The 20,485-nt window shown below is 45.2% G+C and carries 19 protein-coding genes; 6 read left to right on the forward strand and 13 right to left on the reverse strand.

Going from position 1 to position 20,485, the window contains the following annotated elements; translation table 11 throughout:
- The first annotated feature begins 43 nt into the window (after positions 1-43).
- On the forward strand, positions 44-940 hold the full coding sequence (locus R8O70_RS10270; protein ID WP_031777262.1) for a 1-aminocyclopropane-1-carboxylate deaminase/D-cysteine desulfhydrase: 897 nt from the start codon (positions 44-46) through the stop codon (positions 938-940).
- Between the two features lie 39 nt (positions 941-979).
- Here the strand turns inward: R8O70_RS10270 and R8O70_RS10275 are convergent, their stop codons facing one another.
- Positions 980-1,522, reverse strand: a complete 543-nt coding sequence (locus R8O70_RS10275; RefSeq protein ID WP_005457944.1) for a hydrolase — start codon at positions 1,520-1,522, stop codon at positions 980-982.
- Positions 1,523-1,672: 150 nt separating this feature from the next.
- Positions 1,673-2,533, reverse strand: a complete 861-nt coding sequence (locus tag R8O70_RS10280; protein WP_258624404.1) for a LysR family transcriptional regulator — start codon at positions 2,531-2,533, stop codon at positions 1,673-1,675.
- Positions 2,534-2,632: 99 nt separating this feature from the next.
- Between R8O70_RS10280 and R8O70_RS10285 the strand changes: the two genes are divergently transcribed.
- Together R8O70_RS10285 and R8O70_RS10290 are read left to right on the forward strand one after the other, a co-directional pair.
- Positions 2,633-3,697, forward strand: a complete 1,065-nt coding sequence (locus tag R8O70_RS10285) for an HlyD family secretion protein (protein WP_047103347.1) — start codon at positions 2,633-2,635, stop codon at positions 3,695-3,697.
- Between the two features lie 9 nt (positions 3,698-3,706).
- A complete protein-coding gene (locus tag R8O70_RS10290; RefSeq protein ID WP_047103350.1) occupies positions 3,707-4,726 on the forward strand; it encodes a DUF2955 domain-containing protein in 1,020 nt (339 codons plus the stop codon).
- A 428-nt stretch (positions 4,727-5,154) separates the two neighbouring features.
- Here R8O70_RS10290 and R8O70_RS10295 read toward each other — a convergent pair whose 3' ends face one another.
- Together R8O70_RS10295 and R8O70_RS10300 are read right to left on the reverse strand one after the other, a co-directional pair.
- Positions 5,155-6,183, reverse strand: a complete 1,029-nt coding sequence (locus R8O70_RS10295; protein ID WP_047103352.1) for a methionine synthase — start codon at positions 6,181-6,183, stop codon at positions 5,155-5,157.
- A gap of 30 nt (positions 6,184-6,213) precedes the next feature.
- Positions 6,214-7,188, reverse strand: a complete 975-nt coding sequence (locus R8O70_RS10300; protein WP_005376733.1) for a DUF1852 domain-containing protein — start codon at positions 7,186-7,188, stop codon at positions 6,214-6,216.
- Between the two features lie 1,101 nt (positions 7,189-8,289).
- Between R8O70_RS10300 and R8O70_RS10305 the strand changes: the two genes are divergently transcribed.
- Together R8O70_RS10305 and R8O70_RS10310 are read left to right on the forward strand one after the other, a co-directional pair.
- Positions 8,290-9,207: a leukocidin family pore-forming toxin gene (locus tag R8O70_RS10305; protein WP_005376731.1), complete on the forward strand. Its 918-nt coding sequence runs from the start codon at positions 8,290-8,292 to the stop codon at positions 9,205-9,207.
- A 75-nt stretch (positions 9,208-9,282) separates the two neighbouring features.
- Positions 9,283-9,966 carry a hypothetical protein gene (locus R8O70_RS10310; protein WP_053349643.1) on the forward strand — a complete coding sequence of 228 codons (684 nt, stop codon included), beginning with the start codon at positions 9,283-9,285 and terminating at the stop codon, positions 9,964-9,966.
- Positions 9,967-10,031: 65 nt separating this feature from the next.
- On the opposite strand, the gene R8O70_RS10315 is transcribed toward R8O70_RS10310, so the two are convergent.
- The 7 genes from R8O70_RS10315 to R8O70_RS10345 all read right to left on the reverse strand — a co-directional run bounded on the left by R8O70_RS10315 (position 10,032) and on the right by R8O70_RS10345 (position 17,130).
- Positions 10,032-10,736, reverse strand: a complete 705-nt coding sequence (locus tag R8O70_RS10315) for an ABC transporter ATP-binding protein (protein WP_104216627.1) — start codon at positions 10,734-10,736, stop codon at positions 10,032-10,034.
- Positions 10,737-10,758: 22 nt separating this feature from the next.
- Complete coding sequence (locus R8O70_RS10320; RefSeq protein ID WP_029837643.1) at positions 10,759-12,042, reverse strand: ABC transporter permease; 1,284 nt, start codon at positions 12,040-12,042, stop codon at positions 10,759-10,761.
- A gap of 2 nt (positions 12,043-12,044) precedes the next feature.
- Entirely contained in the window at positions 12,045-13,259 is a 1,215-nt protein-coding gene (locus R8O70_RS10325; protein WP_021822522.1) for an ABC transporter permease, read from the reverse strand.
- Positions 13,256-14,527: a TolC family protein gene (locus tag R8O70_RS10330; protein ID WP_318184176.1), complete on the reverse strand. Its 1,272-nt coding sequence runs from the start codon at positions 14,525-14,527 to the stop codon at positions 13,256-13,258. Before R8O70_RS10330 ends, R8O70_RS10325 begins: the two co-directional genes overlap by 4 nt.
- Positions 14,520-15,653: an efflux RND transporter periplasmic adaptor subunit gene (locus R8O70_RS10335; protein WP_005376722.1), complete on the reverse strand. Its 1,134-nt coding sequence runs from the start codon at positions 15,651-15,653 to the stop codon at positions 14,520-14,522. Before R8O70_RS10335 ends, R8O70_RS10330 begins: the two co-directional genes overlap by 8 nt.
- A gap of 227 nt (positions 15,654-15,880) precedes the next feature.
- Positions 15,881-16,315, reverse strand: coding sequence for a hypothetical protein (locus R8O70_RS10340; protein ID WP_203345886.1), 435 nt, complete (start codon positions 16,313-16,315; stop codon positions 15,881-15,883).
- Between the two features lie 2 nt (positions 16,316-16,317).
- Positions 16,318-17,130, reverse strand: a complete 813-nt coding sequence (locus R8O70_RS10345; protein ID WP_206953377.1) for a TIGR02594 family protein — start codon at positions 17,128-17,130, stop codon at positions 16,318-16,320.
- A 423-nt stretch (positions 17,131-17,553) separates the two neighbouring features.
- Here R8O70_RS10345 and R8O70_RS10350 point away from each other — a divergent pair, with 423 nt between their 5' ends.
- Positions 17,554-17,775: a hypothetical protein gene (locus R8O70_RS10350; RefSeq protein ID WP_005385790.1), complete on the forward strand. Its 222-nt coding sequence runs from the start codon at positions 17,554-17,556 to the stop codon at positions 17,773-17,775.
- Between the two features lie 49 nt (positions 17,776-17,824).
- Here the strand turns inward: R8O70_RS10350 and R8O70_RS10355 are convergent, their stop codons facing one another.
- Together R8O70_RS10355 and R8O70_RS10360 are read right to left on the reverse strand one after the other, a co-directional pair.
- Positions 17,825-18,340: a protein disulfide oxidoreductase gene (locus tag R8O70_RS10355; RefSeq protein WP_206953378.1), complete on the reverse strand. Its 516-nt coding sequence runs from the start codon at positions 18,338-18,340 to the stop codon at positions 17,825-17,827.
- A complete protein-coding gene (locus R8O70_RS10360; protein WP_258624406.1) occupies positions 18,337-20,448 on the reverse strand; it encodes a protein-disulfide reductase DsbD family protein in 2,112 nt (703 codons plus the stop codon). The genes R8O70_RS10355 and R8O70_RS10360 overlap by 4 nt, the downstream gene beginning before the upstream one ends.
- Positions 20,449-20,485: the final 37 nt, after the last annotated feature.

A 20,485-nucleotide genomic window follows, 5' to 3' on the forward strand; every position in this document is an offset into this window, starting at 1 on the left:
TTTAAATGGCAAAGGTGACACGGTTTATTCCGTCAGCATCGACATGAAACTCTCAGAAAGTCCTATCACCCAACATAGCTTTAATGGGCACAAATTTTTCCTTAAACGTGACGACATGCTCCACTCCCACTTTTCTGGGAACAAAGCACGTAAGTTTATGACGTTAATGGAAGAGCAAAATCCCGACATCACCACGTTAATAAGCTTTGGCTCCGCTCAATCTAATGCCATGTACTCGCTAGCGGCTCTCGCCCAGATTAAAGGTTGGGCATTTGAGTTTTATGTTCATCACATTCCATCTTGGCTAAAAAGCTCCCCCATCGGAAACTATCGCGGCGCTCTCGATTTGGGTATGAAAATCACCGCCATGCAAGACATCGGTAGCGAACTTCACCCTAGTGAATACATCCACCAGGTACGAAGAGTAGATGAGTCGACATTGCTGATTCCAGAGGGTGGACGTTCCCACCTCGCTGAAGCTGGCATCAAACAGTTAGCACGAGAAATTCTTGATTGGACGCGATTGAGAGGTAAAGAGCAGTTTACGGTCGCCCTGCCATCAGGTACTGGCACGACGGCTTTATATCTTCATAAACATTTAAGCCCACACGGCATAGAAGTGCTAACTTGCCCTTGCGTAGGCGATGCAGATTACTTAACTGAGCAGTTCAACCAGCTCGGTGAAAACAGCCACCCAACCATTTTAACCGTGCGCAACAAACACCATTTTGGTCGCTTGTACGAAGAAGATTACATCACATGGAAAGCACTCTTTGAGCAAACCGACCTCGAATTTGACCTGTTATACGACCCGTATATGTGGCAATGCCTCACCCCTTGGTTGGAAGAGAACACAGATAAAACGGTGATTTATATTCACCAAGGCGGGTTACTTGGCAACGAGTCGATGTTGCCAAGATATCAACGAGAATTTGAATAGCGTGTTCAAATAAAGTTGTTGCTGATTACAGTGATTCCACTATTTGATGAGCGCCAGAATTTCTTTGAATTCAGGTGCTCGGCAATCTTCGACCATTTCATACAAACACATTTCTAACCCAGTGAGCACCACACCGTTAGCGGTTAACTTCGCAAGAGCGAGCGCTTTATTGGCAGCGGTTCGGGAAGAGACACAATCCGTGACTAATTCAACGCGATAACCGGACTGGCGCAGAGAAACCGCGGTTTGATAGACGCAAATGTGGGATTCAATACCGCAAACCAACCAGGTATCAACTTTCGCGTTCTCCACCGCGACCTTAAACGTCGCCTCTTTGCAACCATCAAACGTGTACTTGGTAATAGGTAAATGCGTGCTTTCAAGCACTTCACGAATCGGCTCCGCGGTTGGGCCCAACCTTTCTGGATTCTGTTCTAGCCACAGAATAGGCAAATCTAGTGCTTTGGCGCCCTTTACCAGTTTCGTGATATTTTCAATCAGTGCGTCGCTTTCATGCATTAATGTAGCGAGTTTGCCCTGAACATCCACCACAATCAGGCCCGTGTTTCCTTTCGATAACATTTCCATCTCCTATCTTGTGCGACCACAAACCATACTCAACAAGTTGAGCAACAGTTAATGTATCAGAACCCTTTCATGTTAGAGCAATAAAACCTAGAAAGATGACCTTCGCTCACACATTTGCCCTTAGGTAAGAGTGGTTTGAACTGACTATTTAAATTTCTCTCGAATTAGTTCAATCAAGGCTTTGACTTTATTGGGCAGAAATAAGGCCGAGGGATAAATCAGAGTAAGATGCTGCTTCGGATGCGCAAATTGAGGCAGCACCTCGACCAACAAACCATCTCGCAATGCAGGCTTGGAATGAATTTGTGGAATAAACGCGATGCCGTTTCCTGCTATCGCCATCGAGCGCAGCAAGTTGAGGTCGTCCGAGCGCAACGCCACATGCAGATCTGAATCGAGCAAATCAGCATTGTAACGATTAGTTAAAAGGCGATGCTGCTTAAGATCTTCCACCGTTTTTACTGGCGGATGCGATTCTAGATAGGCTTTTGACGCAACAAAGTGACTACGATAAGGCAAAAGACTGAACTGCACATAGCTGTCATCGGTGACTTTGACCACGCTCGGAAGAAGCTGCAAATCAAACGATTGACGCTTGAGATCGACACTCTCTTGATGGTTTTCAATCTCGACCGAAATATCCGGATACCGCGTTGTGTACTCGGTGATGATCGTGTTAAACGCGGCAGAGCTCATCAATGCGGAAGGAATGGCTAAACGCACCTTGCCCGTCAGCTCTTGTTGATATTCATGCATGGCATTTAAACCTTGCTGAATATGGTCAATAGGCTGCCCCACCAACTCAAACAAGCGTTTCCCGTGCTCCGTCAACTCAATGCTGCGTGTTGTGCGAATCAAAAGCTGTACCCCGAGTGATTTCTCTAATTCTTGCAGGCGACGACTCACTTTTGAGCGTTGTAGTTGATTCGCCTCTGCCGCTGCACTTATACCGCCGTGAACCACCGTCTGAGTGAATAGGTAAATATCATCAAAACTAACGTTCATTGTCCTATTTTTAGGTCATTTATGTTCGTATTATCATTCTACTGAATTGTGAGTGACTTCTCTATAATCCGCTATCCAATATGTTTAACGGAACTTGTAATGACGGCTGACCAAAAATTCAAACACTGGATGCGAACTTTGATTGTCCTGTTCATCGTACTGTTTTTGTACATTATCATTGCTGACCGCCACGCACCCTTAACGACCGAAGGACGAGTGCAAGGATACGTTGTCCAAGTCGCACCCGAGGTATCTGGTAAAGTGACCGACGTTCTCATCGAGAATAACCAGTCCGTTCAAAAAGGCGATGTGTTGTTTACGATTGATGATCGTAAATACAAGATAGCGCTTGAACAGGCGGAGCTGTCTCTGCAATCCGCCTATGAAAAAGAAGCAACACTGTATTCTCAACGCGAAGCCGCTCTTGCCAATATTGCCCGCGCACGAGCGACATTTGATAATGCACACCGCGAGTACAACCGCTTACTGACACTATCGAAGCAGAAAGTCATCTCTCAATCGACACTCGATAATGCCTTTGCCCAAAATCAGGTATCACGTGCAGCGCTTAAAGCGGAACGACAAAACTTAAAAGTCATTGAGGCGCAATTAGGCGACCAAAAAGGTCAAAGCACCGCCGTTCGAATTGCCAAAAACGGCATCGAAAAGGCGCAACTTGATTTGGCAAATACCGCGGTACTCGCTCCCAGTGATGGTGTCGTGACCAACCTGCAACTAGAAGTTGGCACGATGGCAAACACCAACATGCCATTGCTGACGTTTGTACCAACAGGATCACTCTGGGTAGCCGCTGATTTTCGTGAAAAATCCGTCGCGAACGTAGACAAGACTTTCCACGCCTTGGTCACATTTGATGCCAACCCAGGTTCGGTGTACGACTTTGATTTAGCTAGCCGCGATTACGGTGTAGCAGCCGCACAACAAACGCCTAATGGCGCACTAACCAAAGTGGAAGTGAACAACCGCTGGGTACGTGATGCGCAGCGTACACGAGTGAACCTAACCAGCAGCGATGAGTTACCACCAGCACTGTTTGTCGGCTCTCGCGCTACCATTGTTTTGTACCCAGACAACAGCATTTTCTGGCAGTTGATGGCGCAAGCACAGATTCACCTCGCAAGCTGGTTCCACTTCATTTACTAGGCGGCGACAATGAAAACCTTACGAATTTGGTTCGGCTGCTCTTTAGGACTCGCGCTAAGCATGATCTTCGGTTGGTCTTACGGATTTTTTGCCATCATGATGCCGCTGTTTATATTGGGCAGAATGGACAACTTTAATCTAGCGGCTTTATTGATCGTGTTTTTCTCTGCGGTGTGGACAACCATACAAGCCACATTTTTGCTGGAATACTTGCAGTTTCATCCAACATTAATGACCATTGCCGTCGGAATCATGATGCTGTTCAAGTGCATTGCAATGATGAACCAGAAAACCTATTTGTTTGGTTACATGGGGCTGTTGGTGGGTTCAATTGTGTTGAATTTTGCCAGCTATAACTTCATGGATATTGAAGAGTTCAATGTCAACATGTGGGTGATGGCGTTCAGCAATATTTTTGTTTGCGCATTCGCGTATTGGTTGTTCCCTGAGCCAAAATCCTCCGCCGAACACATTGAGATATCGACCCCCGTAAAAAGCGATATTGACTACATCAGCCAAGTTGCCATGGGTTGGGTAGTGGCGATGGCGGCATTTATCGTATTCCAAGTAGCAGACTTGTATGACTCGCTATCCGCACAAGCTTCCATTTTGATCATCCTAACCCCAATGACTTTAGCGGGCTCGCTCGCCATGGCAAAAATTCGCATCATCGGCACCGCACTAGGCTGCATCGCAGGGATGGCTGTTCAGCTCATATTGGGCAGTTGGTATGGGCATGGGCTACTCTTTTGGCTCGCCTTTACCATTGCGATGGGGCCATTCTGCTTGTGGCTCACCAAGGGGCAAATTAAAGCGGCTATCGCGTTTTCTGCCATGTCTGCCCTATCGGTTCCGCTGACGACCTCATTGGTGCCAGAACAAAAAGACGCGTTCTTTTCGATCTTGTACCGTTTCAGCTCGATTTTCGTTGCGGTTCTGCTCACCGCGATGGTGATGTGGGTGGTGCATCACTGGATTCGTGTGATGTTGCTAAAGCATCCTGAGATTAAGAACGTAGAGTTGAATTAAATCTGGCCGAGGCTGGAAACGGGAAATGTATGCCGCTCACTTTACTGTGAGCGGCATTTTTATTTAAAACGGTCACCCTGAACATCGAGGAACGAGCGTGGTTCAGGATCGACTCACCGAGTGCTGTGAAGTTCTGAGGTTATCGCCATTTTCCAGTGAGTTAGTAGATTCCTAGTCTCGTCTAGACTCGCTGGAATGACCCAAATTTGAATACAAGCCAAATAGTTGGGTAGGTGAGTAACGTATCTCTTAACATCCATCATCCTGAACAGCGAGGGACGAGGTGATTCAGGATCTACCCACCGAGTGCTTTGAAGTGCGAAAGTTATCGTCATTTCCTAGCGAGCTGTAATCAGATTCCTAGTCTCGTTTAAACTCGCTAGATTGACCCTAATTTTAGTTCATGGTGCGGAGCCTAAGTATTAATATCAACCCACCAACTCTTTACGAATGATCTCCGCACCCGCACTTAACGCATTGAGCTTAGCGGTCGATACTTCACGAGACAAAGGTGCCATACCACAGTTGGTACATGGGTAAAGCTTGTCGGCATCAACGTACTTCAACGCCTCTCGCAATGTGTTCGCTACTTCTTGTGGCGTTTCAATTTCGTTGGTAGCGACGTCAATCGCACCAACCATCACCTTCTTACCGCGAATCAACTCAAGTAACTCAATAGGCACTCGTGAGTTATGACACTCAAGCGAGATAATATCGATATTTGACTGCTGCAATTTAGGGAATACTTCTTCATATTGTCGCCATTCAGTGCCTAGCGTTTGCTTCCAATCTGTGTTCGCTTTGATGCCGTAGCCATAGCAGATATGCACCGCCGTTTCACATTTCAGCCCTTCAATCGCACGCTCTAAACATGCAATGCCCCACTCGTTCACATCATCGAAGAACACATTGAACGCAGGTTCATCGAATTGAATGATATCGACACCTGCCGCTTCAAGCTCTTTCGCTTCTTGGTTGAGGATCTTTGCAAATTCCCAAGCCAGCTTTTCACGGCTACCGTAATGATCATCATAAAGTGTGTCGATCATCGTCATAGGGCCTGGCAGCGCCCACTTGATAGGTTGCTTAGTTTGCTGACGCAAGAACTTGGCATCTTCAACAAACACGGGCTTTGTGCGGCTTACTGGGCCAACCACAGTCGGAACACTTGCTTCATAACGGTTGCGAATGGTCACCGTTTTGCGGTTTTCAAAATCTACGCCGCTTAAATGCTCAATAAAGGTCGTCACAAAATGTTGCCGAGTTTGCTCGCCATCACTGACGATATCAACGCCTGCCAGTTCTTGTTCTTGCAAAGCGACACGTAGCGCATCGCGTTTGCCATCAATCAGTTCTTCACCTTGCAGTTTCCACGGTGACCAAAGTTTTTCTGGTTCGGCCAACCAAGAAGGTTTCGGTAAGCTGCCAGCCGTTGAAGTCGGTAATAGTGTTTTCATCGTCATTCCTTTCTAGATTCTCGTTATCGATTACGCGCAGCTTGCAGACCATTGTTCAAGCACAGATTGATAAGGTTTGATGAAATGCTCCTCGGCAAATTTCCCTTGTTCAATCGCCAGTTGGCTGCGCTCTTCTCGGTCGTAAACGATTTGAGTTAGCGAGTGGTCTAGGTTTTTTAAGTTTGGCTGGTAGCAATTACCGGCAACCGCGTTGGCATTGTAAATCTCAGGTCGGTAAATCTTCTGGAATGTCTCCATCGTGCTAATCGTACTGATAAGCTCTAGGTTTGAATAATCGTTCAACAAGTCACCGAAGAAGTAGAATGCCAATGGTGCAACACTGTTTGGCGGCATAAAGTAGCGCACCTGTAAGCCCATCTTTTTGAAGTACTGCTCCGTCAACGAAGATTCGTTCGGCTGATATTCAAAGCCCAAAACAGGATGTTGGTTTTCGGTGCGTCGATATACCTTGTTGTCCGATACGCTCAGACAAATCACTGGCAGCTTTTTGAAATGCTGTTTGTAAGACTCAGAATTAACGAAAGCTTTGAACAGTTTGCCATGCAAATCACCGAAGTTCGCTGGGATACTGAACTGTGGCTGGTTTTTGTTGTGGTCCAACAGCAAAACGCTAAAGTCGTAATCACGCACGTATGAAGAGAAGTTGTTGCCCACAATGCCTTCGATACGCTCGTTAGTGTTGTGGTCAACAATGTTAGTTTTGAGCACTTCAATCGATGGGAATGCTTCTCCACTACCTTGGATATCCATATCAACAGAGATGATTTCAAGTTCAACTGAGTAGCGGTCACCTTGCGCGTTATCCCAATATGCCAACGCATTAAAACGATTATCGATCATTCGGAGCGCATTGCGCAGATTCTCTCGGCGGTAGTTTCCGCGAGCCAGATTAGCAAAGTTGGTAGTGATTCGCGTGTTGTCTGATGGTTGGTAATTCTCATCAAAGCGAATGCTTTTGATAGCAAATGTGAAATCGTTATTCATCGTGAGTTGGTATCCTATTTCCTTAGATAAAGCAGACTTTTCCTAACTCTGTGCATGGGGACATTTTTTGTTTTTTGGTTTTCCCAATCGTTAGGTTGCACAGCACTTACGACGAACGGTTCGTACAAAAAACGACCGTCGCAGTGCCTAACACCAGAGCAGTCCTTTTTTTATACTTGCTTCACGAGTTGAGTAATATTGGTATTGTTTCACATTGAACATGAAGGAAATTCATAGTGGCAGTTCCAACCCTGAGAGAGCTATCGTAGATACTGTTTTTCATTGACACCAATACACGTAACTTGGCGAGCATATTGCCAATATGTGTAATTAAGAAACGGATAAGAGATTAGCAGTACGTAAACCAGTTTAAGCCGAGAAAACGCATTGTATGAACAAGGCACCAACTGGAATATAGGGCAGCGTAACTTAAATAGCACTTTTCACACTCCATCGTTTATTCAAGCATTCGTTTAATTAGAAGTACGTTACATTTTATATTCTCGAAACATGATTATTTAATAATCTTATTTATTTCTTTTTCTATCTTTACCATCTTAAACGTAAAGTTTAATTTCCTGCTGTAAAAGCACATATAACTTCATACACGAACATGGCAACTTCATTGACGGACTTTATCACTAAACTATTACATTAAGCTCTAAAAAAATAATAACAAAAAAAACATAAGCCACTGTTTTAATTTGAATTAAACCCATAAACCCGAGATAACCACATAACGATACTTTACTTAATTTGGTATAACAAAAACCCTAAAAATAACATGGCTAACATTTATAAAATTCACTTTTATCAATAGAAAATCTCAACACAACATTAGAAAATTAAAATTAAGCAATAACTTAAAAAGACAAGACTTAATAACCAAATTCTTATTTATTATAGTTGAGTGGTGAATTTAAAAACTATGAGACATTAATCCCACGAATCTATCCTTTTTCTTTTTTTAATAAAAAACAAGATGCACTATTTCACCGCTCATTTATTGAGCTTGAATTTATAACCTGTCCATAATTATAAAGTGCCCATCAAGATGGTTTAAAACAAAAGTCTTTATGGGCTGACTAATAGGAAAAAATAATGGAAAAACAGCATCTTTCCGCGAGTATTATCGCACTCGCTTTACTTGGTTCTTTAGCACCAGCACATGCTGAAGATACATTGAAATCTTACACTTCGACATTGCTTCAGCTTGATGATGGTGATGCACGCTCGAAAAAAATCCGCTTAATTTATTCTTTAGAAAATGTCTGGAACCAATCTTTGCTACCAAATGGCGCTAAAGAAGCCAAGTTGATCCTAAATGGCGGTTCTGGCTTCGACATGACTAATGTTCCAAACAAAGAACAAATCTATGGTTTTGCTACTGGGGGAGATTACCGTTACACCGTTCCAACGGCTTTTAAGCTGGCACTGAGCTATTTAAATGGCGCCCCTTTACGCCACATGAGCCATGCTCCAGAAAACACCATTGCAACGGCATCTGTCAGTGAGTCTCTAGATTTTAACCTTGGATTCAGTGCTTCTACTTCTCCAAATATTAGTGGGGGAATCTCCTGGAGCAACCGTGTAACGTACGACCAGCCCGAGTTTCAAACGGTCGCCGATTTTAACCAAGCTAACGAAAGCATTAATTGGTTAATTGAAAACAAGACTATCCGCCATAATACGCCAGCTAAAGACTGGTTATTATATCGTTGGACCAGTTGTGACATGGGTAATTTGATAGATTACAATGAGTTACCTGTCGTTATGCGTTCAGATTTTAAACCACAAGTCGGCGTCGTATATAGAAAAAATGACATTCAAGATGGCCTAGATACATCAGAGGTCAAGCTGGTTGCTGGTTGGCGAAAAACCAATTACTACTTTGGTCGCGACTGGTGTAGCTGGTATACCACACCAGAAAATACCTGGAAGAAAAATCGTGATAGCAGTCAATGGACAGAGACTAGCCGAGCCGTAACTATCTCTTGGAATGACGATCTCTACCACTAACTTATTAGCCTGCGGCCACGGAATAAATAAGTGGCCGCCGCATTTACTAATGAAATAAACGGTAAGACATGACACATGACAAGTAACAAAAAACTCTTGACTGGATCGGCGCTAGCACTTGGTGCAGTACTCGCCATATTTCTGATTAATTCAAATAACAAGAATGCCCAGACCGAACCTGTTGCAAGCCTTGACGAGCAAATCAAGACAGAAGACGCTGCGACAATAAGTGTAACGCCTCCTGAGAGCAATGCTGCTCAAGAGGTTGTTACCGCTCCAACACCACTAAGTCGCAATGATGATACTTCCGACGTCATTCCAGCTACACCTTGGATATCTGCCCCATTAAGTGAACTGAGCAATGAACTGTACGATTTTATTGAAGCTGAACAGGTAAGTTACATCAGTACGACCGACTATCCATTCGACGAGAAAAAGCAAAAACAATTGCGAACATTAGCTAAGCAAGGGGTTCCTATCTTGTTTGACAATACGGAGTCATCCTATTTGGATAGCTACGGTGTCAGCGAAACCAAAGTCGTATCAGAGTATTTTGGTACGGCGTCTGAAGGTGATGTCATCATCGCTACCGGAGTACAGAATGCAGATGGCAGCATTCATTATCTAGTTTTGCCTTTGAAGAGCAAAGATCTCAACGATAACAGTAAATTGATTGAGGACACTAAGCTCGCAATCACTCTACTTAAAGAACAAAAGCATGACTTGATAAAAGAGAGACAAAACGAACATCGCGAATAAAAGTAAAGGGAGATAGCCTCTGTATCGCTATTTCCCTTAAAACTCAGTTCTCAAATAAGAAAAGCTCATTTCTCCCTACTTACCGGCACCCTATCCGAAATCACCTTGCCATCTTTGATCGTGATGATGCGTTTGGTGCGTTCTGCGAGGGCGTTATCGTGCGTCACGATGATCAATGTTCTGCCTTCAGCGTGAAGTTGATTGAACAAGGCTTCAATCTCTGCGCCGGATTTTGAATCCAATGCACCCGTTGGTTCATCCGCTAAGATGATTTGCGGATCGTTGACCAAGGCTCTTGCAATCGCAACTCTCTGCTTTTGACCACCAGAAAGCTGGTTTGGTTTATGGTCTAAACGATCCCCTAGCCCGACTTGCTCTAGCAATTTAGCTGCGCGCTGGCGACGTTCTTTGGCTTTGATACCAGAGTAAACCAACGGCAGTGCCACGTTATCAAGCGCCGTCGCGTATTCCAATAAGTTAAAGCTTTGGAAGACAAATCCAATCTTTTGGTTACGAATGCCAGCCAGCTCATTCGCACTTAAACTTGCGACGTTTTGGCCGCCAAGTTGGTACTCGCCATCGGTGGGCTTATCTAAACAGCCGAGCATGTTCATCAACGTTGATTTGCCTGAACCGGACGGGCCAAGAATCGAAAGAAACTCGCCTTGATTAATGGTTAAGTCAACGCCGTCTAGCGCGCGAACTTCCGCCTCCCCGCTTGAGTAGTATTTACAGATGTTGGTCAGCTCAACAAGCGACTTGTTCGACATGTTCTCTCCAGAGTTATTGTTGTTATTCACTTTGTAGCGCCTCCAACGGGCTGACTTTTGCGGCTCGGTTTGCAGGTAACCATGCAGATGCCACACCAATGATCACTAAGGTGAGGATGACAATCGCGACAACGACCCACGACAACTCAGGGACAGGTTTACCCAGTTGTTCATAAAAAGCATTGCCCTCTAAAGGAATGGAACTGATGGCAGACACCAGCGCGTACGTCACGCCTAAGCCAAGCGCGCCCCCCATCATCATTGTCAATAAAGACTGCACTAAATAGTGCATGCGAATAGCCGTTGGGGTTGCACCGACTGCCATGCGCACACCGATATCACGCGTAGATCGCTTTACGGTGGCATACATCACATTGGCAATGCCGACGCCAGCAACAGCTAACGTCACGAAGCCGATAATGCCAAGAAAACTCTGCAAACCTATCAGAAACTGCTGCATACTCTTTTGCTTAAGGAACATATCATCGACTTGGACGACCTGTTCATCACTGACACTTGCCCCGTGTTTACGGGCAATCACTTGCCTGATCGTCTTTGCTAAGGCTTCTCGGTCTACATCGGCTTGTGGTTGCACATTGATGCCACCAATTTCACCGTTGACATGAAATCGCTTCCACGTCGCTAACGGCACAAAGCTGGAATAGTTGATAAGATCCCCCAGTTCTATTTGAGCGCTGTTTTTCTCCAATACGCCCACAACGGTGAACTCCTCATTGCCGATTTTTACCTTTTTCCCCACAGGGTTGACTTGCAATGTAACTGTCGCAAACCAACTAAAGTCCTCATTCGGGTTGAATAAGTCGGCTGCCAGTTCATAACCCAGTACAACGACTTTGCGCGTCTCTTTTTGATCGAGTGGATTTAACCATCGCCCTCCCGCCATCGGCACCAAATTGGTCATGGATTGAAACTCGCTCGTGACCGCTAAGGGCTCTTGCCACGAGCTTCTGTCACCAACGGTGATGCGCTCTTTCCACTTCGCAGTTGGCGCAACACTTTTTACATCGGGTAACGCTCGAACGACCTCTGAATCGTCCATTTTTAATGTCAGAAATTTACCTTGGTGAAAAGCACCATGGTCGACGGTGGCCATCCCTCCGGTCAAATAAATCAAGTTGCCGTTACCATTTTGTGCGGTTTTCAATACGCCCTGACGAATACCCTCACCTACCGCCAACATAGCAGCGATACAGAGGGTCGCCCACGCTACAGCCAGAATAGTCAAACCCAATCTCAGCTTTTCTGCGGCCATTTCTTGGAAAATTTGTCTCATCGGTAACAACATGACTAGGCCCTCGCACTCAAAGCAATGACTGGCGTGAGACGCGATGCTCGCCTTGCTGGGAAATACGATGCCATCAATGCCAAGATAAGTGTCACAAGTAAAGACCAAGCAATGGAATCTGGCGTGATCACAGGCAAACCAATCCATTCCGGTAATGCCATGCTGCTTAGGACAGACACCACTGCATACGAAAACATCAGACCTAATGCCGTGCCCACAGCTACCAAAATAAGCCCTTCAAGAATAAACTGACTGAGTATGGATTTTTGAGTCGCCCCGATCGCCAAACGCACACCGATTTCACGCGTGCGCTCCGTGACAGATAAAAACATGATGTTGGCAACGCCAAGCGCACCGACCGCCATGGTCATCGCGCCACTCGCTCCGAGAAAAATCTGAATGCCACGCAAAATTCCACTGATGACCGCCGCACCTTCACTAAAATCGGGTAATTCGACCGCATCTTTATCACTTGGGTCAAAATGAAGCTGCTTGGCGAAAAAGTTCACGATATTTTGTCGAAACGACGGTGCATCCATCCCGTCTCTCGGCTTCATCAATACCATCCAAGGTTTCGCATCCCACAAATCGCGGTACGTTGTTTGAGGAATGAAAACCGTGCGGCTATCGCCGAATGAAATGCCAGTGTCCTCACCAACGGTTATCCCAATCACCAAAAACGGAATGCCGTTGACTTTGAGCCTATCCCCGATTTGGATTCCGCCCATTTGCGCAATTTGATCGCCTAACACCGCCACGCGAGTGTGGTTGTCCATATCACTTGGTGACAGATTTCTCGAACCGGATTGCAGCTTGCGTTGCATTAAAGGAAAGTAAGACGTATCAATACCGCTGACCGTACTCGATAAGTTCTGTCCTTTGAGATTGGTGATATTCGCATCCCATTTGGCGTAAACGCTCGACGCCTGTTGCACGAAGCCCGACTGTTTGATCATGTCGACTTTTTCTTGTGGAATATCAATTTGTCGTCTTGAAGGTAACCCTTGCCACGGTTTACTGGTACTCGACGGAAACACCACTTGCACATTGTTGATCATAAATGAAAACGACTGGGTCTGATGGCGATAAAAGCCTTCGCCAAGTGCGATTAACACCACCACAGAGATCACGCCCCAAGCAATCGCGATAATGGCCAGCACGCTCTTCATGCGGTGCGCCATCAACGTTTGCCAAGTTTGCTGCAACAGGCTGCTCATGAATGAAAAGCCCGAGAGATCAACGCCATGGTATCGTCATCGAGTTTCCCTGCGGTTTGCAGTAAGCCGATTCTCTTACGCCAATAGCTGTACAAGTTGGTTTGCAGACTGTTTTTCGCCTCAAACAAGCTGTTGTGTGCACTGATAACTTCCGACACTTCAAGCAGGCCAGCATCGTAAAGTTTCTCTTTGCTTTGCAACACTCTGGCGCGCGACTCAACCAGCTCGTTCGCTATCAAAACTTGATTCCAGTTGATATCGACCTGCGTAAACTGCTGAATAACTCGTTTCTGAATATCAATTTCCACTCTACGCATATCTTGCTTGGCACTTAAAATGTTCAACGATGCTTCGTCCACTTTCGCTCGCACTGCACCATTGAGGTCAATCGGCAAACTCAAACTAACCCCAGCGTTAAACTCGCCGTTTGAACGATTGTCACCATCGCTGTAGCCCACACTACCTTTGACGGTCGGGTAGTATCCACCTTTAGCTGAATCTTTCGCGAACTCGCTCGCTTTCACCATCTGCGCCGCTACCAACAGCTCTGGACTGCTGTCTTTCGCCAGTTTTAGCCATTGCTCCTGAGAGTCCACCAGCATCGGCGGCTGAATCAAAGAATCCGTTCGAATTTGGTCGACACTCTCCGGCATTTGATTGATTAACGCCGCAAGCTCTGCTTTTTTCACTTCGAGATCGGCTTTTGCATTGAGGATATTTGCTTGCTCAGAGACTTGATTCGCTCGCATCTCTTCAACATCAACCGACTTCACTTTGCCTGCTCGATAGCGTTTCTCGATGATGTTGAGAAGTTCTTTCCCCTCCTCCAGCTTGGACTGCGCCAATTTGAGGTCGCCCTGTGCGCTTGCCACATCTAGGTAAGCGGTGAGCAACTTTTGCGCAAGCTCGTTATGCGCTTGAGATAACTCTAACTGTACTTTGAGATAATTGGCATTCGCTTGATCCAGTTCCGACCACAAACTGCTATCCCAAATAGTTTGAGTTAAGGTAGCGCCGTAACTGTTGGAATGGCTTGAGGACTCATTCCAATCCGCTGACGCACTGGCACTTAAGCCCGGCAATAACGCACTGCGGTTACTCTGTACGCCAACCTCGCCAAGCTGGACGCCGATTTTCGCTTTTTCGTAATTTGGATCGTTCTGCTTTGCTTGTTGCCAAGCTTGTTCAATAGAAATTGCGTAGGTCGGCAAACTGAGCGTGGCAGCCAACAATGCAAAGGCGATTTTTGATCGTTGCAGTTTAACCATGCGCCGCTCCCATCATGCTGTTGTCGATAACCTCTTCATCAAGCTCCACGCCGTCAAGCACTTCGACATTGATGCCATCTGACAGACCGAGTTTCACCGGTTGTTTATGAAACCCTTGTTCTGAGCTATCGGGGATCAGAACATTCGGTGCGTCACCATCAAATTGCAGAGCGCGCTCCGGCAGAGTGAGCACGTTTTCAGACTTCTTCAGAATGATTTGAGCCGTCGATGAAAAACCAGAACGAAGCAACACATCTTGTGGGATCTTGAGTTCTCCCACTTCAACCTCAAAACCGTTATCAAAACTTTTTGCCGAAGCGTTGCCTTCTGGTGAGTTAAGGTTCTCAGATTGAATCGCCACTTTGGTTAGCACACCAGAAATCGCCACATCAGGATAAGGCGCAACCGTCAACATAACGGGCATTCCCGGAGACAACTGCGCAGCATCATGCTCACTGACGCTACCTTTAAAAATCAGACTGTTCATGTCGGCCAATGACATCATTTCAGTCGCGGCTTGGCTTGATTGAGTCGAGATGATCGGCTCTCCGACCTCAACTTTCTGGTTGAGTACCGTGCCATCAATTGGCGCGTATATCGTCGACGTTAAACGCGCATCGCCGATAGACGCCTCACCACTGCGGATGAGTTCGAGATTCTGGCGCTTTTGCAATACGTCCGCTTGCGCAGATTTGACTGCCGAGCGCGCACTTACGTACTCGTCGTAGTTACTTGGAATAATATCCTGCTTGACCAAGCTTTCTAAGTTGGACAGTTTTTGTTTGGCGGATTCCAGATCGGCTTCGCTACGCATGAGTTCTGCCGATGCATCCGTTAATGCTTGGGGGGTTGGGTTTGGACGCACTTTGATCAGCGGCTGGCCTTGCTTCACCTTTTCACCAACTTTCGCGTAAATTTCACCGACGATACCGTCGATTTGTGACTTGATAGACACGGAGTGTGCAGGGACAATTTTACCAACAGCCACCGCTTGTTTTTCAATCGTGCCTTTTTCTACAATCAATGTAGGCAGCAATTCTGGTTGGGCGGCAGATTGGAGATAGAAATACGTACCACCACCGAGCAGCGCAATGCTCACAGCGGAGACAAGCCAACGTTTCGTCATTATTTATTCCAACAATTATTGGGTAGTCTAATGACTACTCCTAAAACACAAAGTTGAAGGAATAATATCCTGCTTTAATAGCCGTTTGGTTGTCACAGTTGGTAAGGCTTTGTCAGTCGTCTCTGACAATCAAAGATTAAAAAATCTCGACGAATCATTCAGCAAAGACGCTGTCTACGATGGCGACTAACATGCTCTGTAACCGCTCGTTTCAACCGCTATCAATTTCATTCTGAACAATGTGCAAAATGGCGCTGTTCTGTATCCAAGTGAGCAGCTGTTTCTTGAGCGTTTAATATGTTCTCTTGATTAGCCCCAAACTCAGCCCCCGTTCCAGGCCAATAATATGTATCTTTATCACGACATAGTGTGAGAATGACAGGATCATTGTTTATATTGGGCTCATCTCCTAGCTCGCCATACATACTGAAAGTAATCTCAGACCCAACGTCTCCACGAAGTTTCTGAATCACTTCTGCTTGAACTTTAAAGAGAACATCTTCCTCGTGTTCAGCAAACTTTTCAAAACCTGTAATTTTCACCACTGCAGAATAGGGCGTTTGAAATATCGCATCTTTGAGTACCTCATTCTGAGAGTACACTCCCTGTGAAGCACAAGCTGATAAGCTCACACAGCCTAGCAAACTTATAAATTTCTTCATATTTAACTTTCCGTTCCTGCTAAGGCAGAGCCTTTTGTATATACAGGTAAAGTACCTTTTGTTTCATCGTAGTTACTCGGTACTACGAACTTGTCCCAGACATCAATAGAGTACTTTGCTATATTGACTTGGTTGCTTTGGTTTCCTCCTAACATGTACAAATGCCTACCATCAGGGCTCTTTCCCACGACAAAAGCAACATGCCCACCACCTTTTCTCGATTTAATCCCTAGAGCTCCATGTATAGGTTCTGAGATGTTTTTACCAAAACCCTTCCACTCCTTTGCTCGATAAGCTTCTTTTACTGGAGTGATTCCGTGTTGTTTAAAAACCCAAGCGGCAAACGAACCACACCAAGCATTTTGACCTCCAGAGTCATCAGAGCCCCAGAACTTAGATGCTGTAAAATACTCTAAAATCCTTGGATTGCCCTTAGTGCCTGAAACTTCTTTTTGTCCAATTTCTCCCAACGCTGTTTTCATCCAAGGTACTTTGGTTACTAGTTTTTGAGCATCATGAGGATCATTTTTCAATGAGCTATAGGTTGGTAATCCATTGAGCTTACGATGAGTTCTACCATTTACGTCGATCCGACCATCTGGCTTTACCATATAAAGTAGCTTACGCTGACACACTTTTATTGCCTCTACTGTTTTCGACAAATGAGGACTCCGCCCTAACGAGCCATCAACAACCAACAGTCGGGTAAAACCTATTCTCTTTTGGTTATCATTTAAAAATTGTTGAACTGCTTTAACATCATTTTTCGAATTAGTGCCATTTATACCAACAGAGCCACGGATTTTTAATCCCATTCTCGTTACCTTTATAACCAATCATATAATTAAGAAAGTACGCTTTAGCGTGACAACAATAAAGATAAAATGTTGTTTTATACGATTAGCCATACGAGGGAAATTAGGTGTTGAAAATATAGATTACAAATAAACTCAGCTCATATCACTAAAAACATCTATTTAGCATCTTTTGGTCACGCTTCAAAGCAGAACAGCCAGATGTTTTAAACCATGCGTATTAATAGACGAAAAATGGCTATAAAAGAACACTTAAATTAACATAGTAAAACTATCAATTACTATTTTAAATTTAAATAAAACTCCTTTTTAAGGTCAATCTATAATTAAATTTATCAAACTTTAATTTTTTATTAAATTGAGCTTTGATTTATTAATCTGACTATTTAACTAATTTCATTTCAGTTAATTGTACTTTTTGGCATGTTAGCGGGTGATGGCGGCGCCAATAACACCGACCCATTTTCAGAAGGAATAACGGACGATAACCAATGGATTGTGGAAGAACCACACATGATGATTATTACCCTAGACCAAGTGTTGCTCGACTCTCTACCAACCGGTTCAAGTTATGATGGCCCATACGTGATGTGGAATGGTATGCCATACGCACACATTATTATTCCCGTTAGAGCGAGAAAATAAAAAGAAAAAATCCGATACTCAATATTTTGAATATCGGATTTTTATTGCGTTATCGAGCTAACCAAATTCTCGCTAATATTCCTATCGGAGTAGTAACGCCAGTTGTGACGGAGGAAATTTCACCATTTCTTAAAACATAAATGGTTGGGGTCACGCTAATTTTCCATTCACGCATAATATCGCTTGAAGGATCGTTTATGTTTTCGAAACGATATTCTTTTGCCCTCATAAACTGCGCCACACGCTCATTCGGTCCCGACGAGCCAGAAATGCCAACTACGGTGTAGTCATCACTCAGCCAGCTCACGCTTGGGCTTACAAATTTACAAGCGGGACACCAAGTCGCCCAAAAATAAACAACGACAGGTTGTTCATAACTTTGCGCGATTGCATCGAAGTATTCACCATCGCTCAATACGGAGCTCAATGGTGGAGCCTCCTGTTTAGGAATATCTTTGGTGCGATACCAATCCATCGCGATAGAAATAACGGTGACAATGAGCACCATCTGTACGATTTGAACGAGCCAATATCGGACTGTTCTACGCTGCTTTGTCGAACTCATTGAATGGATCCCCCACTCGCTTGTTTCACGGCGCTTAAAACAACATCATCAGTCAGAATCACAGGTAACGGGATACCTTGTGGCGCTGCCGGGCCATAGACGATGTTAAACGGCACACCGTAACGCCCATGAGCTCGTAAAAAGTCAGTTACCGAGCCGTCCGGATGTGTCCAATCCCCTTTTAACGTCGCTACATTAGGGCTTTGCAGCAATGAGTAGACAGGATCTTGCCAGATCACACCGATCTTGTTCGCTTTACACGTGACACACCAATCCGCAGTGACATCCACAAACACCACTCGCCCATTATTGACGTGATCTTCAATCGCCGAGTTAGAAAGCTTCTGCCACGCTAAGTCCTCAGGAAGCGGTGTCGCCCATTGGTCGGCAGTGACACTACCAAGTAACAGGCCACCAGCTATCAACACTAATGACGCAGTTCCGGATACAGCAAGCGCTTTCTCACCATACACTTTCTTAACTCTTGCCATCATTACAACAAAAGCAGCCACAGCGATAAGTGCAATCCATAACATCGGAACATGATTTGCCATTAATGAAAGTAGCCAAACGCTGGTTGCCAACATCATTATGCCAAACACTATTTTAACGACATTCATCCACGAGCCAGGCTTTGGTAGTTTCAGCGCGATACTTGGAAACACAGCGACTAAGATCCAAGGCAGTGCCATACCCAATGCTAATGCTGTAAAAGTTGCAAATAACGTTAATACGTCGGCACCCAAGGCAAACGCCACGGCTGTTCCCAGGAAAGGCGCGGAGCAAGGCGTCGCAAGCAATGTGGCAAACATACCTTGAACATAGTGACCAACTAGGGAGTTATCACCTTTCGAGGCCAGCCATGTATTGGTACCCGATGATAGACGGATTTCAAACAGCCCCAGCATATTGGCCCCAAACAAAGTGGTGACCAACACCATAAAACCTAAGAACCAAGGGCTTTGAAATTGCACGCCCCAGCCAATGGCATTACCTGTTAGCTTGAGCACCAAAATAAAACCAGCGAGAATCCAGAACGACGTTAATATACCAAGTGACGAGGCAACAAACTGAGCGCGAATTTGACGACGCTCGATACCTTGAGCGGCAACAATACTACTTAGCTTCATCCCCAAAACCGGAAGAACGCAAGGCATAATGTTAAGAATTAAACCGCCGAGCAACGCGAATAGAAAAACACTCGTTAGAGACGTGCTCGGCAACGGTTCAACTATTGCCTCAGCAGTTGCTTGAGTGGTTTCTTCTGCTAGTAAATTGGTGTCTTTGATGGTCACAAACAGCGACTGATCATCTAACTCCACATCGCCCAGCCAAGTATCAACGATATAGCTCGCGGTGACGATGTTTCCTTCTTGATGCATTCCTTCAAGCTTGAAGCTATAGTCTCGCGTTGCTTCATCGACACCATCCACCAGCACTTGTGGTTGTTGCCAACCCTGACTGTTCTTTAGCTTGATTTGTAGTTTCGATTGGTTCGCATCCCAACTCGCCTGAGTAACATCAATAAACGGCGATGGCTGCGGCACGTTACTCACTGCTTGAGCGTAACTGAACATCACGTCTTCATCGACTTTTAGATCAGAAGGCAAGAACGTCAATTGAATTTGATAGTCCGTCAACACACAAATCGTCGTACAAGAAGAAAGTGTCAGTACCGCATCAATCGTGACAGGTTTGGACATGTCTTCGACGTGCAGCGTCATGGGGAACAAAGTGTCGCCTTTATACCCAAGAGTCTCGATACCTAATAATTCGAATTTTTGTGGGTGCGGCCATTGCCAATCCACTTTGGATAAATTTTGTGAATTTTGCCAATCAATAGATGGTGCTACGCCGCCCTCACCAGGTGAACGCCAGTAAGTTTTCCAGTCTCCGGTTAACTTGACGTCCAGATAACCAGTGATTGTTTTGGCTTGCGGATCTTGTTGACCAGTGAGCACAAAGCGCGTTTGCACTGGAGGATGTTGTGGGTTGGTCAGCCAACCTGTATCAGTAGTTTGAGCTGAAATACTCAGAGAGAGCAAACTCAAAGCAAGCGTCATAAAAAACATGAACGCAAACTGAGTCAGTTTAGTAATTTGATTCATAGTGATTCCTAGTTAAAAGACAAAGGTGCTAAATAAC

Source organism: Vibrio sp. 779(2023), from assembly GCF_033344285.1.
Classification (GTDB): domain Bacteria; phylum Pseudomonadota; class Gammaproteobacteria; order Enterobacterales; family Vibrionaceae; genus Vibrio; species Vibrio alginolyticus.